Here is a 13,253-nt window from a genome sequence, read left to right as displayed (position 1 = left end):
ACTTCAGTGCTAGCATTAGGCCCAGGTGCGGCCGCTGCTTTTGGTGATGCGGCCTTCATACTCGCCAAGCAAACCTCCGACGACATCCCATCCCTCAGGACGACGAACTTCGATGTCCCCTTGGCGGTTGATGCGAACGATGGAAGTCTCGGTAATATGGGACTTCTTCAAATCATCGGCGGTCAATTCGTCATCGGTCAAGGCATCCATCAACTCTTTGCCTGTCATTTCGATGAACTGCATGGCTTGCAAACTTTCGGCTATGAACGAGCTTAAGACATTTTCGGGCCAGTTAAGGACAAGCGTCCATGATAACGTAAACCGAGCACTGGGGGAGTATCACGTTAGGAGAATTGCATCCGAAAAAGCCGGCCTAATGGGGGAGGCGAAGCGGCGAAACTCTTAGTTTCTTTGGGGGACCAACACCATGGTCAGCCGCAATTCGTATGAAGTTCGTGTTGAGAACGGTCTCGGATCAAGTCATCCTGGTTGTCTGGGAAGGTAATCGGGGTAATTTGCTAGTGGCTGTCGATGGATGGCTCAGAGGCTGGTCTCTGAGTGGCCATAGGCCACCAGCGGCTGATGATTTCGGCACAAACTTGATGGCCTGTGTCTATTTTGAACAACGTCTGTCCGCTTCGCCCATCTTAAATAAAAAAACGAAACCACCCATCGACGGTAGTTGTGTTCCCGTTGTCCAGCTACTAACCTCTGGCAACATTATTTCCTGGGAGTCCCGCTTGTGTCGCTTCGATCGTTTCATTCCGCTGCCAATACGTTTCTATCTAACCGTCGCCAGTTTGTACTGGGGGCAGGCTCGCTGGCGTTGTTGCCATGGCTAGGGCAATGTGTCCAAGGGGCGACAAAGGCCCATGCCTCGTTTACCAAAGATCCCTTTACGCTGGGCATTGCTTCCGGCGATCCCCAGCCGGATGGTTTCGTGCTGTGGACGCGGCTTGCACCGGAACCGGTTGGTGGTGGGGGCATGCCCAACGAAACCTTCGAGGTGACCTGGGAACTGTCCGAAGACGAGTCGTTTAATCACATCGCGCACAGTGGTAAGACCTTCGCGACCCCGCAGCTAGGACATAGCGTGCATGTCGAAGTGCAAGGTCTGCCGGCCGATCGGTGGTACTTCTATCGTTTTCAATGTGGCGATGCGATCAGCCCCGTAGGACATGCCCGGACGACGCCTGGCTACGATACGATGGCCGAGAAACTGCGTTTCGCGTTTGCTTCGTGTCAGCATTACGAGCACGGTCTGTTTACCGCTTACGAGCACATGGCCCAGGAAGATTTAGACCTGGTGCTGCACTTGGGCGATTACATCTACGAGTACCAGGCCAACAATCAGGCTATCCGTCAGCACATTGGGGGCGAGATCGAGTCGCTTAACGATTACCGCAATCGGCACGCTCTTTATCGCACCGACGAGCATTTGCAAGCAGCTCACGCGCGGTGCCCATGGCTGGTGGTGTGGGACGATCACGAGTTCGACAATAACTGTGCCGGAGACATTTCTGAAGAACTGGAAGTCAATCCGGAAGACTATGTACTGCGTCGAGCCAATGCTTATCAGGCCTACTACGAAATGATGCCGCTACGTCCGCGCAGCATGCCACGGGGCCCTCACATGCAGCTTTATCGCCGGATACCGTTTGGCCGTTTGGCGAATTTCGAGATGCTCGACACGCGTCAGTACCGCACCGATCAGCCCAACGGCGATGGTCTCAAGCCAATGAACGACGCGTCGAGGAACCACAGAAATTCGCTTTTGGGCGACAAGCAAGAGCATTGGCTGATGCGTGATTTAATTGCATCGCAGAGCAACTGGAATGTCCTCGGGCAACAGGTGATGATGGCCCCTGCCGATCGCAAAAAAGGGGACGAGCAGGCCTACAGCATGGATCAGTGGCCTGGCTACACGCACTCGCGTGACCGGTTGTTGGGCTTCATGCGAGATCGCAAGGTTCCTAACCCTGTGGTATTGACCGGCGATATCCATAAAAATTGGGTGAACGACTTGAAGGTCAATTTCGAGGACGAAAAGGACCCGACGATGGGAACGGAGTTCGTCTGCACGTCGATTTCTTCGGGAGGCAATGGAAAGCAGCGCGAAGACATGGCCAAGGTGCTGACCAGCGAGAATCCTTACGTCAAGTTCTACAACGCCGAACGCGGCTACGTCAGTTGCACGGTGACTCCGCAAGAGTGGCGTAGCGATTACCAGGTCGTCGAGTTCATTGATAAACCAGGGGCACCGAAAGTTACGCGGGCCTCGTACGTCGTCGAATCGGGTAACCCCGGTGCGAAGCCTGCCTAGAACGACGAGTTGGGCCCAGCTTTTTGGGTTCAATGATGTGGCTGCCCCAGAGATGAATCTCTGGGGCGGCGCCGCCGACATGCGGCTCGTGTAAGAATGTAATCCATTCGCATGGTTTCTATTAGATTTCATGCCTGATGCATTAGCCGCTTGTGGCCTGTGGCCACCCAGAGATGAATCTCTGGGCCAACCACATTTGAGAATTTCCCCTCCCCCGTGATTGATTGAAAACGAGTCTTATCCGATGCGAACCTTTCTACTTTGTTGTGTGGCCTTACTGGTCGGTATGACCGTTTCGACGCTCTTCAGTGCGGAACCCACTGAAGACGCCGTGAGCGTGATGTCCTTTAATATTCGCTATGGCACTGCCAAAGATGGCGACAACCACTGGGACAAACGGAAGGAATTCGTTGCAGAGACGATTCAAGAGGTGAACCCCGATCTGCTGGGCACCCAGGAATGCCTGGGTTTCCAGCGTGACTTTCTGGCCGAGCATCTGACCGGGTACGAAGTTCACGCGGCGGCTCGGGAAGATGGCAAGGAAAAGGGAGAGATGTGTGCGGTCTTCTTTCGCACCGATCGCTTTGAAAAGCTCGACGCCGGTCACTTCTGGTTAAGCGAAACCCCTTCTGTACCTGGCAGCAAAAGCTGGGACAGCAGCCTGCCGCGGATGGCCAGTTGGGTGAAGCTGAAGGATAAGAAGTCAGGCAGCGATCGTCCGATCGTGTTCATCAACACGCACTTCGATCATCGCGGACCCGATTCCCGGTTCGAGGCGGCCAAGTTGATCCGCAACCGGATAACCCAGTTTGCCGATGCCGACGTCATCCTGACCGGCGACTTCAACGCCGGCGAAGGATCGAAGCCGTACGTGGCGATGTTTGCCGAAGAGTCTCCGGTCGTCGATACGTATCGAACGGCTCACCCCGAAAAGAAAGCAGATGAAGGAACGTTCTCTGGCTTTGATGTTTCCAAGACCGGCGGCGCACGAATCGACTGGCTTGGTGCCAGCCGCGGATGGAACGTTGTTGAGGCGAAGATCTTGCCCATCCACCGAAGTGGCCGTACACCGTCGGATCACCTACCGATTACGGCCAAGCTAACACGGTAGGTTGGCAAACCACGGACCGGAACCGATGAACCCGGATAAACCGTGGCAGACAGTGTTAGGGATGGGGACGTCCCTGCTAGGATTCATGCCGAAAGGATTAGCCGCTTATCGCTGCGGCTAGTCCTGCTTCTCTTGCATTCGCTGGCGGAACAGTTCGCACATGGCCAGGATCTCGTCCACGGTGAAATTCTCGGCCCGGGCACTTGGATTCAGGCCCCCCTGCTCCATCACCTGGTCGACTTCCGCTTTATCGAGCTTCCCCTTATACGTACTCTGAAGCACGCTGCGCAGGAACTTGCGGCGGTGGAAGAAGAGGGACCGGTTGAACTCGTGGAAGTATTCCAGGTCGGGAATTGCCGCGCGGCGTTCCGGTTCCACTTCGATCTGCAAGATGGCGGAATGTACCTTGGGTGCCGGCCAGAAAACGCCAGGCGGCATGATACGGACCAATTCGCAGCGGCATTGCGATTGAATCCAGACCGACAAGGCGCTGTAGTCCTTGGTACCAGGCGAAGCGACGATACGTTCGGCCAGTTCCTTTTGGATGGTCACCGTCATGCTTTTGGGCGTGATGTCGGTTCGTAAGAGATTCGAGATGATGGGCGTCGCGACGTTGTACGGCAGGTTGGCGGCCAGCTTGAAATGATCGGTCTCGATCTCGGCCATCTTCTCTTTGATGGTCTCGATCATCTCGGGGCGAAAGTTATTCTTGTTGCGCAGTGCGTCGTAGTTGAGCAGCGTGACGTTCTCGAAATCGTCGAGCTCTTCGCCGGCAAACGTCGCCATGTGGGGATCGATCTCGACCGTCACCAGGTGGCCAGCCTGGGCCGCCATGCGGGTTGAAAGGGTCCCGGTGCCGGTGCCGATTTCGAGAATGACGTCATCCTTTTGGATGTTCGCCGAGCGGACCAGCAGGTCCAACAGGTTCATGTCGATCAGGAAGTTCTGCCCGTGCTTCGAGACGGGACGGATTCCGATTTCGCGGAATTTGCTCGTAAGGTACGAGATGGTTTGATTGCGAAATTCAGCCATGTGCGAAATCGGTTTCTATGAAGCGTAAGGAATGGGTTGGAAAATGAAGGATGGTTTACTTGGTTTCGAGTTGCCGCTGCACGTACTTGGCCAGCAGGTCGGTCTCGATGTTGACGGTGTCTCCCGGTTTCCTTCCGCCGAGCGTAGTGGCGTCGAGCGTGTGGGGAATCAACGCCACGCTGAACTGGGTATCGGTGACATCAACCAGCGTCAGGCTAATGCCGTCGATCGTCACGCTTCCCTTGCTGGCCATCTGTTTGGCGTACTCTGAGGGAACGTCAAACCACATCGTACACCACTGGCCGTCATTGTTGCGCTGGGCAAGCGTGGCCGTGGTATCGATGTGCCCCGTAACCAAATGCCCGCCGAGTCGATCGCCCAATTGAAGGGAGCGTTCCAGGTTTACCGTGCTGCCATTTTCAAGTTGGCCAAGATTGGTTCGCTTTAACGTCTCTTCGCCTGCTTCGAAATCGACAACATTTTCGGCGATGCTTACCACCGTCAAGCAGCATCCGTTGACGGCGATGCTGTCCCCGATGCTCGCCCCGTTAGCGATCAACTGGCTCTCTAATGAGAGTCGGACCCCCGGTCCCTTAGGCTTAAGGGCGACGACTTTTCCTTGCGTTTCAACCAGGCCGGTGAACATGGCTATCCTTGGGTAGTCCCAAATGGGGTTATTCATGCATGGTAATAACTACTCACGAATTTAACGGTAGGGAAATTTCCCCACAACGGCCCGTCCCAGCCTTGGCAAGTGCCCCTTGGATGAGTCAAAATAGCGGCGAATTTTGAAAAACCGCTTGAATCGCTAGTGGTTCATCAAAATGGAAATGAAAACCTGGGTGCCGTGCTCATTGCTTCGCGAGCCGGTGATTTCCCGAAGAAAGAGAAGATTTACCACGGATAGCACGAAGGTCACCGATAAGTAGATCGGTAGGGCACCCGGTTTCTTAAGCTCTGATTCGTGCCGGTCTGGGGTCAAAATCCTTTTTTCTTCTCACATGCCCACCGAGGTTGTGAGCATGGCACCTGTTGTTTTCCCTGGGTTTCCTTCCTAATGGGGACAGGGAATTCGGAAATACGCACTCTCTATTTTTCAACTTTGCAAGAAGACGAGCCAAAACCATGAGCATGATTGTCGACGTTCGCGGACTTCAGATCCTGGACAGCCGCGGTAACCCCACGGTGGAAGTCGAAGTGATTTTGGACAGTGGCGTGGTTGGCCGCGCTGCCGTTCCCAGTGGTGCCTCGACCGGCGTGCACGAAGCTTTGGAGCTTCGCGACGGTGATAAGAACGTGTACCTAGGCAAAGGTGTGACCAAGGCCGTTGAAAACATCAACGACGTGATCGCGGACGCTTTGATCGGCGAAGACGCAACCAGCCAGACGCACATCGACGAATTGATGATCGAACTGGACGGCACCCCCAACAAAGCCAAGCTGGGCGCCAATGCGATCTTGGGTGTTTCGCTGGCCGTCGCCAAGGCCGCTGCGGCTGCTTCGGGCCTGCCGCTGTACCGTTACCTGGGTGGTGTCGGTGCTCGCACGCTGCCAGCTCCGATGATGAACATCGTCAACGGTGGTTCGCACGCCGACAACAACGTCGACGTGCAAGAGTTCATGGTCTTCCCACTGGGCTTCGACAACTTCAGCGACGCACTACGCTGCGGTGTGGAAGTGTTCCACAGCCTGAAGAAGGTCCTCAAGGGCAAGGGCCTCAACACTGCCGTCGGTGACGAAGGTGGTTTCGCTCCGGACCTGGGCAGCAACATCGAAGCGCTCGACCTGATCATGGAATCGATCGAAGCGGCTGGTTACAAGGCCGGCGAGCAGGTTTACATCGCTTTGGACGTTGCTTCCAGCGAACTGTACAACAAGGACAAGAAGACCTACACGATCGACGGTAAGGAAATCGATTCCGCCGGCATGGTCGACTTCCTGGCTGCTTGGGCCGACAAGTACCCGATCATTTCGATCGAAGACGGACTCGACGAAGACGACTGGGAAGGTTGGAAGATGCTGACCGACAAGATCGGCGACAAGGTCCAATTGGTCGGCGACGACTTGTTTGTCACCAATACCGATCGTCTGCAACGCGGTATCGACGAAGAAATCGCCAACAGCATTCTGATCAAGGTCAACCAGATTGGTTCGTTGACCGAAACGATCAACGCCATCCAACTGGCCCACTCCAACGATTACACCAGCATCGCCAGCCACCGCAGCGGTGAAACGGAAGACTCGTTCATCGCAGACCTGGCCGTTGCTTTGGGTACCGGTCAGATCAAGACTGGCTCCGCTTCGCGTAGCGATCGTATGGCCAAGTACAACCAGTTGCTGCGAATCGAAGCCGAACTGGGCGACCTGGCCCTGTACGGCGGACCAGCACTGCTGAAACGTCGCGGTAAGTAAGCCGTCGATAAGCCAACTTCCGGCGCCATGCCCACGACCGCGTGGGCATGGGCTGGGGAGACAAGAAGAATTTGACCACGGACTGGCACGAATGATCACGAATACGAAGAGTTGTTGCTTGCTACTGCGGGTCCGTCCAGCAGTGACAAGCACTTTCTGATTCGTTAATCGGTGTCCATTCGTGCCGGCCTGTGGTTGATCTTCCTCTTCCTTTGCCAATGGGAAGCTCTGGAAACTAGCCAAACCTAGGGGGCCACGTCGTGGCCCTTTGCTTTTTCTTTCGCCCATTCTGCTAGGGTGGGATAAACTAGTTGCATGAGCGAGCGTTCAACCCCACAGCAAGAGCCGATTTCCGATTCCCCCTGGTTTTGGCTCTATCTGTTCGCTACGGTGGCCCTGATTCTCTTGATTTCCTTTCAGGGGAAACTCGATATCCGACAGGCCAATATCGAACGCCAGCATCAAGCACGCCAGCTTGCCCATCCGGCGGACGAGATCACGAATCAAACTCCGGTGGCCGTATCGAGCCCTGGTGACACGCTGATCGGGTGGAACTACCTGGTTGTCGTGCTGGGCGTGTTGGTAGCGGTCGGGTGGATCCGTTTGTGGTATGTGCGGTTTCGCGTTTTTGGAAAAGAGACACCCGAGACTTCAACCCCACGGTGATTTGGATATGTGGATATTCGAACAATCATTGCCAATCATCATCGTCGCCGTTATCGGCGGAGCGATTCTCGCTGGCACCATGCTGCAAACCGGCAAGCAGATCTTTCTGTACTTGTTGATGGGGTGGATCGCCATTTGCGGGCTGCTGTTGGCGTTGGAATATTCGATTGTGACCGACGGCGAGCGAATTGAAGCGGTCATCTACGAGATCGCCGAAGCGTTAGAGGCCAACGATGCCGAAGGGGTCAAGTCGTACATCTCGAGCGATTCTCCGCAGATCAAAGCCGAGGCCGAGCGGCAAATGGCCTACGTGCAGATCGAGAGCGTCAAGCTAAAGCAAAACCTCGAGGTTACGATCAACCCTGGCAGTACTCCCATTATCGGAGTCGCCAAGCTTAACGTGAAAATGACGGGGCATCTGAAGAACAACGAAGCCTGGAACGGCGATTTCCCGACCTTCCTCGTTTTGACCTTTCAGCAAGATCCCGACGGCGAGTGGCGTGTGATCGGCTATCAATTTTTCGACCCGCGCGGAGAGCAAGCCGGTGAGATCACCCCGCCAGTTTCTGCCGTAATACTCCCAGGATTTTGAAAATTCTTGCGCAGAATGCCAATTACGGTAATCTACGTAGACGAAGAAGAGGTAGAATTCGGTTTGCCATTCGGGGGCTGATTACGTCGCTAAACGACCTAAAAACCAAGAACCGCTCAATACCAAGCCCCAGCCCGGCCACATGACCTGAGTCGCTTTATTAGCGACACGCTGCCCTTGGTCATGTGGCTGGGCCCTTTTTTTGCGCCGGGCAAGAATGGCATCTGCTTTTCAAACGCAGGCAACCCGTGCCAAGAGCTTGATTAGGTAGAGACCTGCCACTGGGTTCATGCCGGATGCCTTAGCCGCCCTTTGATTGAGGGCCAGAGCTTGCGATCGATTCTCTTCACGTTTCTACATCTGAGCGTAGATGCGGCGTTACGAGCGGTTTCCATCCACGGTCACTATTCTGAATTGGGTGACTTTGGCAATTCTTCCTCTGCCGAATTGTCATTTCGACAAAACTAGTTGCCAAACCATTGGAAATTTGTACACTACTTGGCAGGCGGTCAGATGGACAGATTTACACTAAAACCAATGAAAAGAACCATTTAAGACCAATTCGTATCATTTGGTTGTCGTTTGGCATCCTCTTTGCAATTGCTTTGAGACACAAGACAACCACCTCAGGATTTCCCCTTTTTGCAACGGAGTGTAAAGCCATGTTAGTTCTTACTCGTAAGCAGCAGCAGCAAATTCATATCGGCGAAGGCGTCACCATCACCATCTTGAAGGTGAAAGGCAACACCGTTCGCATCGGGATCGACGCTCCTAACGACGTGAAAATCGTGCGTGCTGAACTCGAGCCCGAAGAGGAATCGGCTCCTGTGGAAGAAGCATCTGCCGCTGAAGAAGCAGAGCCTCAGTCAACGCTGTCGCGCATCGATCAAATTGAATCGGCAACGGCCAGTGCTCAGGGCAAAGAAGAGTACCGCGTCCTTTCGTATCGCATGAAGCCAGAAGCGACCGAAAGCAAGCGAAACGATTCCCCACGTGCCGCTAGCATGCGAGACTTCCTAGCTGCCCGAGCGACCAATTCGATTGGCTAAGACTTAGAAACGACTCCCCTGGTCACGCTTAATTCGGCGACGGGGGAGTCGAATAGATGCTGGTTCGCAGCGGATTGGTCGGTTGAGGAACCGCCCGCTCGACCGGGGCTAAGTGACCCACCGGCAACACAGGATCGTTCGTGATCGTTTCGATCGCCGGTTGCTTTAGCGAGCTGTAGTATTCTTGCCGTAACTGGGTGACGTGATCGCGAAGGATGCGTCGAACCTCTAGCACACTTTGTGGATTGCGATGGACCGTATTGTGATCCGCAGTAACGATCTTTTCTGAAATCGCCTCATCTAAGCGGGCACTCTCGTACTTCACGATTCCATCGCTACGCCCTGCAAAGTAGCCCAGCCAGGTATCTTGGTCGACCACGCCGATGACCGTGTGGTACTGCACCCATGGTGCTTTGGGGGCGTCCAGAATTTCCGGCAGCACCGGCGAGTCCGGTGCCAGCGAATCGACGCTCGTGCTGATCTCTAGCAAATCTCGATCGCGGAAGAACCCAGGGTTTTCGGAGATTAGTCGATTGCTTCGACCGGTTACAAAGCTAGGTAGCGCGATCAGGTTCTTGCCTAGCCAGCGCGTGGTCGAGTTGGCAAAGTCGCTTCCGCGATGCGGCGTGCCCATGGTGATTACGCGACGAACCGATCGATTGGGCTCGAAGAACAGCACGTCCTTCAATGCGTCGGTATCTTCTGGGCTGCCTTTGAGCAGGCTAGGTGGCTGATCGGAAACCAAGTTCCAGAAATCGTTCTGGCTGTCGATCGTTTGCATGCGCGAGACGAGTCCTCCCATGCTGTGACCGACCAGCACCATTTGATCGAGTGCCAGTGCCGTTTGCTGCGGATCGAGGTCTGCCCGCATGGCGTTCAGGTCTGCGCGAAACTGGGAGGCCGAAATCCAGAACGGCTGTCCCGTCGGATAAAGATAGAACCAGAACTGGTAATTTTCGCGGATCTCTGGCTGGGCACGTAGGTCGTTGAACATTTCGAGCCATGTCATCGGGCTCGACCACAAGCCATGAACCATCATCACCGGGATTTTCTTGGGATCGTACGGTTCAAGCATATAGATGCCGCGTTGCCCTTGCTGCTCGCCGGGGCTCAACAGACCCAACGTTGCCATGGACGTTGGCGCGACCGAACTCGAATCGAGCAGGTAAGCCAGCGGCGTGCTGATATCCGCTTCAAAGGGGATCTTCCGGCCGTGGATCTCGATCTCCGGCTGCTCTAGCGGATCGTACAGCAAAATCTTGCAGTAGTGGATCTTCTTGTTTGTCTCAGGGTCGATCTGCGGCGTGTGTTCGACCTGCAAAAATGCCGTCAAGGCAAACGTTAGATTAGGCGGAAAGTAGTCAGAGCCGGGGGCCAGAGGTGGCTGGTCCTTGCACTCGGCAATCAGCGGAACACCAAGTCCGTACTGCCGATGCTGGTTCTTCAAACCTTCAACTTGATAGTCGGAAGTGAACTTGAAGTCTTGGAACTGGGTGCCTTTCCAGCGACCGATCGCATCGAGCGAAACATGGAAGACGTGATTAGGCGTTTTGATCCGGTACGTTTCCCCTTGCTTCAAACGTCCCTGGGCTTTGACCAGCCGCAGCGATCCTTCGAGCGACTTGTTGTAAATGTCGCAGGCCTGGCGGAAACGCGGGTCATAGCCATCGGCAGCGACCCCTTCTTTGCATTCAAACAGAAAGTAATAGGCGTGCGACACGCTGCCGGCGTACAGTTCTAAGGCCGTCGCGTCCTTGCCCATTGCGTCGGCTCGGGTTGCGGCGATGTATGATAGTTCGGCAAACGTATACAGGTTATCGGGTGTTGGTTCGCTCTCGATGATCTCCGCTAATTCAGCCAAGCCCTTTTCGTAGCTGCCGTCGGCGTAGTTTTCGAGACCCAGCACCCGCAGCGATTGTCGCGTGCGTTCGGTGACCTTTGGGCCGCTGTACGACATCAACTGCAGCGGACCTTCCAGCGGATTGCTGGGAGACTTGCGAACACTGGCCCACTTTTGCGTGGCACAGCCGGAAGAAATTAGGATGCCCAATAGGAAAAAGGCGATCCAATGGGACCCTGAGCGCGAACCACGCCGGCAAATGACGGGCATGAACCAGTTTTGGGGATGGGTCATGGTACGCGATCTCGTATCGGGTATTAGGGAACTCCGCGGACGCAAATGCCAAGAAGCCAAGTCCTACGCTGGACATGACGAGAGGCCGGAAGACAATACAAAGATCGAGAAAAGTGCGTCAATGTGAGATCGAGAAGATTTTTATTCTAGCCGAGGAGCCCTACGATCAGCGATCGCGACGATCTTCCCCCGTTTGATCCCCGTTGGAACGCCTGGCCCTGCCCCGGTGATCAGGCCATTCGAGATGCACTGCTCGGCGCATACGAAGATGGTAGCTGGGGACGCTATCACGGCCCTCACGTCGAGCGGCTCGAGGCCGAGTTGGCCACGTTTCATGAGGTAACGGCATCGCTAGTATGCGCCTCCGGTACCATTGCCGTGCAGATTGCCCTGCGCGGTTTAAACCTGCCTGAGGGGTCGGAGGTGATCCTCGCCGCGTACGACTTCCCGGGTAATTTTCGGGCGATTCAAGACTCTGGCCTGTTTCCTGTGCTGGTCGATATCAATCCGCATACCTGGTGTTTGGATGTCGAGAATATCGAGGCGGCACTCACGGCGAAGACATCTGCCGTGATCGTTTCGCACCTGCACGGGGGCATCGCCGATATGCCAGCGATACGAGAACTGGCCGATCGCCAGTCAATCGCCATCGTGGAAGATGCCTGTCAGGCCCCCGGTGCCAGGCTCGGCGGTCAGCGTCTAGGGACCTTTGGCGACGTAGGCGTTTTAAGCTTCGGGGGAAGCAAACTTCTGACCGCCGGTCGTGGTGGTGCGATTCTGACCAAGCGTGCCGATGTCTTGCAGCGAGCGAAGATCTTTTGCGAACGAGGAAATCACGCATTTCCGCTTAGCGAACTACAAGCGGCTGTGTTGCTTCCTCAGTTGAAGCGTCTTGATGATAGAAATCAAGCGAGATTACGCAGCACGCTACGCCTTAAAGAACGGCTCGCACCGTGGGACGACCACCTTAGCCCCATAACGTTGAGGGCAGGCAGCGAACCAGCGTTTTATAAACACGCATGGCTTGCCGAGTCAGAGCGAATTGCCAAGCTGCTGTTCAGCAAAGCAGATGCAATAGGCCTGCCGTTGGCAATGGGATTTCGCGGTTTCAGTAAACGTCCTAATACCCAGGCTCGGAAAGTAGGAACGCTTCATGGGGCTGAAAATGCCGCATCCCGGACATTAATACTTCACCATCCTCTTTTGCTGCACGAGCCGGCGGCCGTGGATTGGACTGCCAGTTGGATCTCGCGAGAACTCGAGGTATGCGTTGACCGTGGGATCGACTCCGACCGATAGAGCATCTGACTCCCAACGCCGCGATCCTAGGAACGTGGTTGATGTAACCAACGGCGTTGGGGCAAAGGCACTAGCCAGCGGAATGGCTAAAACTAGCTTCATTCGAGCTCATCAGGCCGGTCAGGGCCATGACAGCGTCGTCATCAAGTTCGAGTTCGACTTCACCGCGTAGGATACGAACGTCCTTCGGGGCTTCAACGCCGATGGTGACTCGGTTACCGGAAATACGATTCACGACAATCTCGATGTTGTCACCAATCTTGATGGAATCGCCGACTTTTCGACTTAAAACTAACATGACCTCACTCCTCCATGGCTTGATTAAATTGGATCTTCTTGACCGGGTACTATGCCCTCGGTGAGGCCTCGACACCCTCCGTGTCGAACACCCTCTCCATGCCAAATCACTAGTGCAACTCAAGGGCCAGAAACCAACAAAACTGTCTAGGTTGACCTTGAGTTTTATGTAAGTTCTTATGCCCTATGGCTTTCTCGCACGAAAAATTTGTTGAGAATGGCTAAAGAAATACGCCCGTCTGGTCGACACGCTGTCTTAATTTGAGAACCGCCTGTCAAACTGAGATCAAAACGGACGATTTTCCCACTTGAGAGCCCGTTTACTGCGGTTAACCGCA

At 54.8% G+C, this 13,253-nt stretch carries 13 protein-coding genes; 7 read left to right on the top strand and 6 right to left on the bottom strand.

Annotated features, from left to right (window positions below; translation table 11 throughout):
* Positions 1-15: 15 nt before the first annotated feature.
* Positions 16-243 carry a hypothetical protein gene (locus tag HOV93_RS11040; protein ID WP_207396552.1) on the bottom strand — a complete coding sequence of 76 codons (228 nt, stop codon included), beginning with the start codon at positions 241-243 and terminating at the stop codon, positions 16-18.
* A 499-nt stretch (positions 244-742) separates the two neighbouring features.
* Here HOV93_RS11040 and HOV93_RS11035 point away from each other — a divergent pair, with 499 nt between their 5' ends.
* Complete coding sequence (locus HOV93_RS11035) at positions 743-2,323, top strand: alkaline phosphatase D family protein (protein WP_207396551.1); 1,581 nt, start codon at positions 743-745, stop codon at positions 2,321-2,323.
* 244 nt (positions 2,324-2,567) lie between these two features.
* Entirely contained in the window at positions 2,568-3,434 is an 867-nt protein-coding gene (locus tag HOV93_RS11030; RefSeq protein ID WP_207396550.1) for an endonuclease/exonuclease/phosphatase family protein, read from the top strand.
* A 117-nt stretch (positions 3,435-3,551) separates the two neighbouring features.
* Here HOV93_RS11030 and rsmA read toward each other — a convergent pair whose 3' ends face one another.
* Together rsmA and HOV93_RS11020 are read right to left on the bottom strand one after the other, a co-directional pair.
* Complete coding sequence (gene rsmA / locus HOV93_RS11025) at positions 3,552-4,466, bottom strand: 16S rRNA (adenine(1518)-N(6)/adenine(1519)-N(6))-dimethyltransferase RsmA (protein WP_207396549.1); 915 nt, start codon at positions 4,464-4,466, stop codon at positions 3,552-3,554.
* A gap of 55 nt (positions 4,467-4,521) precedes the next feature.
* A complete protein-coding gene (locus HOV93_RS11020; RefSeq protein WP_207396548.1) occupies positions 4,522-5,112 on the bottom strand; it encodes a riboflavin synthase in 591 nt (196 codons plus the stop codon).
* A 479-nt stretch (positions 5,113-5,591) separates the two neighbouring features.
* On the opposite strand from HOV93_RS11020, the gene eno reads away from it, so the two are divergent.
* The 4 genes from eno (at position 5,592) to HOV93_RS26380 (ending at position 9,185) form a co-directional block, all read left to right on the top strand.
* Positions 5,592-6,878 carry a phosphopyruvate hydratase gene (gene eno / locus HOV93_RS11015; RefSeq protein ID WP_207396547.1) on the top strand — a complete coding sequence of 429 codons (1,287 nt, stop codon included), beginning with the start codon at positions 5,592-5,594 and terminating at the stop codon, positions 6,876-6,878.
* A 315-nt stretch (positions 6,879-7,193) separates the two neighbouring features.
* Positions 7,194-7,544: a hypothetical protein gene (locus HOV93_RS11010; protein ID WP_207396546.1), complete on the top strand. Its 351-nt coding sequence runs from the start codon at positions 7,194-7,196 to the stop codon at positions 7,542-7,544.
* 7 nt (positions 7,545-7,551) lie between these two features.
* The gene (locus tag HOV93_RS11005; protein WP_207396545.1) at positions 7,552-8,136 is read left to right on the top strand and encodes a hypothetical protein; all 585 of its coding nucleotides are present in this window, start codon (positions 7,552-7,554) and stop codon (positions 8,134-8,136) included.
* Between the two features lie 662 nt (positions 8,137-8,798).
* Positions 8,799-9,185 carry a carbon storage regulator gene (locus HOV93_RS26380; protein WP_207396544.1) on the top strand — a complete coding sequence of 129 codons (387 nt, stop codon included), beginning with the start codon at positions 8,799-8,801 and terminating at the stop codon, positions 9,183-9,185.
* Between the two features lie 28 nt (positions 9,186-9,213).
* On the opposite strand, the gene HOV93_RS10995 is transcribed toward HOV93_RS26380, so the two are convergent.
* Both HOV93_RS10995 and HOV93_RS25750 read right to left on the bottom strand, forming a co-directional pair.
* Entirely contained in the window at positions 9,214-11,319 is a 2,106-nt protein-coding gene (locus tag HOV93_RS10995) for an esterase/lipase family protein (RefSeq protein WP_207396543.1), read from the bottom strand.
* 141 nt (positions 11,320-11,460) lie between these two features.
* Positions 11,461-11,655 (bottom strand): hypothetical protein, encoded by a 195-nt coding sequence (locus HOV93_RS25750; protein WP_235990165.1) that lies wholly within the window; start codon positions 11,653-11,655, stop codon positions 11,461-11,463.
* On the opposite strand from HOV93_RS25750, the gene HOV93_RS10990 reads away from it, so the two are divergent.
* Positions 11,569-12,618: a DegT/DnrJ/EryC1/StrS family aminotransferase gene (locus HOV93_RS10990; RefSeq protein WP_390814336.1), complete on the top strand. Its 1,050-nt coding sequence runs from the start codon at positions 11,569-11,571 to the stop codon at positions 12,616-12,618. The genes HOV93_RS25750 and HOV93_RS10990 overlap by 87 nt on opposite strands.
* Before the next feature lie 70 nt (positions 12,619-12,688).
* Here the strand turns inward: HOV93_RS10990 and HOV93_RS10985 are convergent, their stop codons facing one another.
* On the bottom strand, positions 12,689-12,916 hold the full coding sequence (locus HOV93_RS10985) for a carbon storage regulator (RefSeq protein WP_207396542.1): 228 nt from the start codon (positions 12,914-12,916) through the stop codon (positions 12,689-12,691).
* Between the last annotated feature and the right edge of the window lie 337 nt (positions 12,917-13,253).

This window comes from Bremerella alba, assembly GCF_013618625.1.
GTDB classification, from domain to species: domain Bacteria; phylum Planctomycetota; class Planctomycetia; order Pirellulales; family Pirellulaceae; genus Bremerella; species Bremerella alba.
The sequence above is the reverse complement of the archived record's forward strand: the minus strand, read 5'-3'. Positions and strand labels throughout refer to the sequence as shown.

What these genes read in the sequence shown, in the direction of transcription:
- HOV93_RS26380 (WP_207396544.1), top strand. Translation starts at nt 8,799, where the DNA reads ATGTTAGTTCTTACTCGTAAGCAGCAGCAGCAAATTCATATCGGCGAA.
- HOV93_RS11005 (WP_207396545.1), top strand. Translation starts at nt 7,552, where the DNA reads ATGTGGATATTCGAACAATCATTGCCAATCATCATCGTCGCCGTTATC.
- HOV93_RS11030 (WP_207396550.1), top strand. Translation starts at nt 2,568, where the DNA reads ATGCGAACCTTTCTACTTTGTTGTGTGGCCTTACTGGTCGGTATGACC.
- eno (WP_207396547.1), top strand. Translation starts at nt 5,592, where the DNA reads ATGAGCATGATTGTCGACGTTCGCGGACTTCAGATCCTGGACAGCCGC.
- HOV93_RS11010 (WP_207396546.1), top strand. Translation starts at nt 7,194, where the DNA reads ATGAGCGAGCGTTCAACCCCACAGCAAGAGCCGATTTCCGATTCCCCC.
- HOV93_RS25750 (WP_235990165.1), bottom strand. Translation starts at nt 11,655, where the DNA reads ATGAAACGTGGCCAACTCGGCCTCGAGCCGCTCGACGTGAGGGCCGTG.
- HOV93_RS10995 (WP_207396543.1), bottom strand. Translation starts at nt 11,319, where the DNA reads ATGACCCATCCCCAAAACTGGTTCATGCCCGTCATTTGCCGGCGTGGT.
- rsmA (WP_207396549.1), bottom strand. Translation starts at nt 4,466, where the DNA reads ATGGCTGAATTTCGCAATCAAACCATCTCGTACCTTACGAGCAAATTC.
- HOV93_RS11040 (WP_207396552.1), bottom strand. Translation starts at nt 243, where the DNA reads ATGCAGTTCATCGAAATGACAGGCAAAGAGTTGATGGATGCCTTGACC.
- HOV93_RS10985 (WP_207396542.1), bottom strand. Translation starts at nt 12,916, where the DNA reads ATGTTAGTTTTAAGTCGAAAAGTCGGCGATTCCATCAAGATTGGTGAC.
- HOV93_RS11020 (WP_207396548.1), bottom strand. Translation starts at nt 5,112, where the DNA reads ATGTTCACCGGCCTGGTTGAAACGCAAGGAAAAGTCGTCGCCCTTAAG.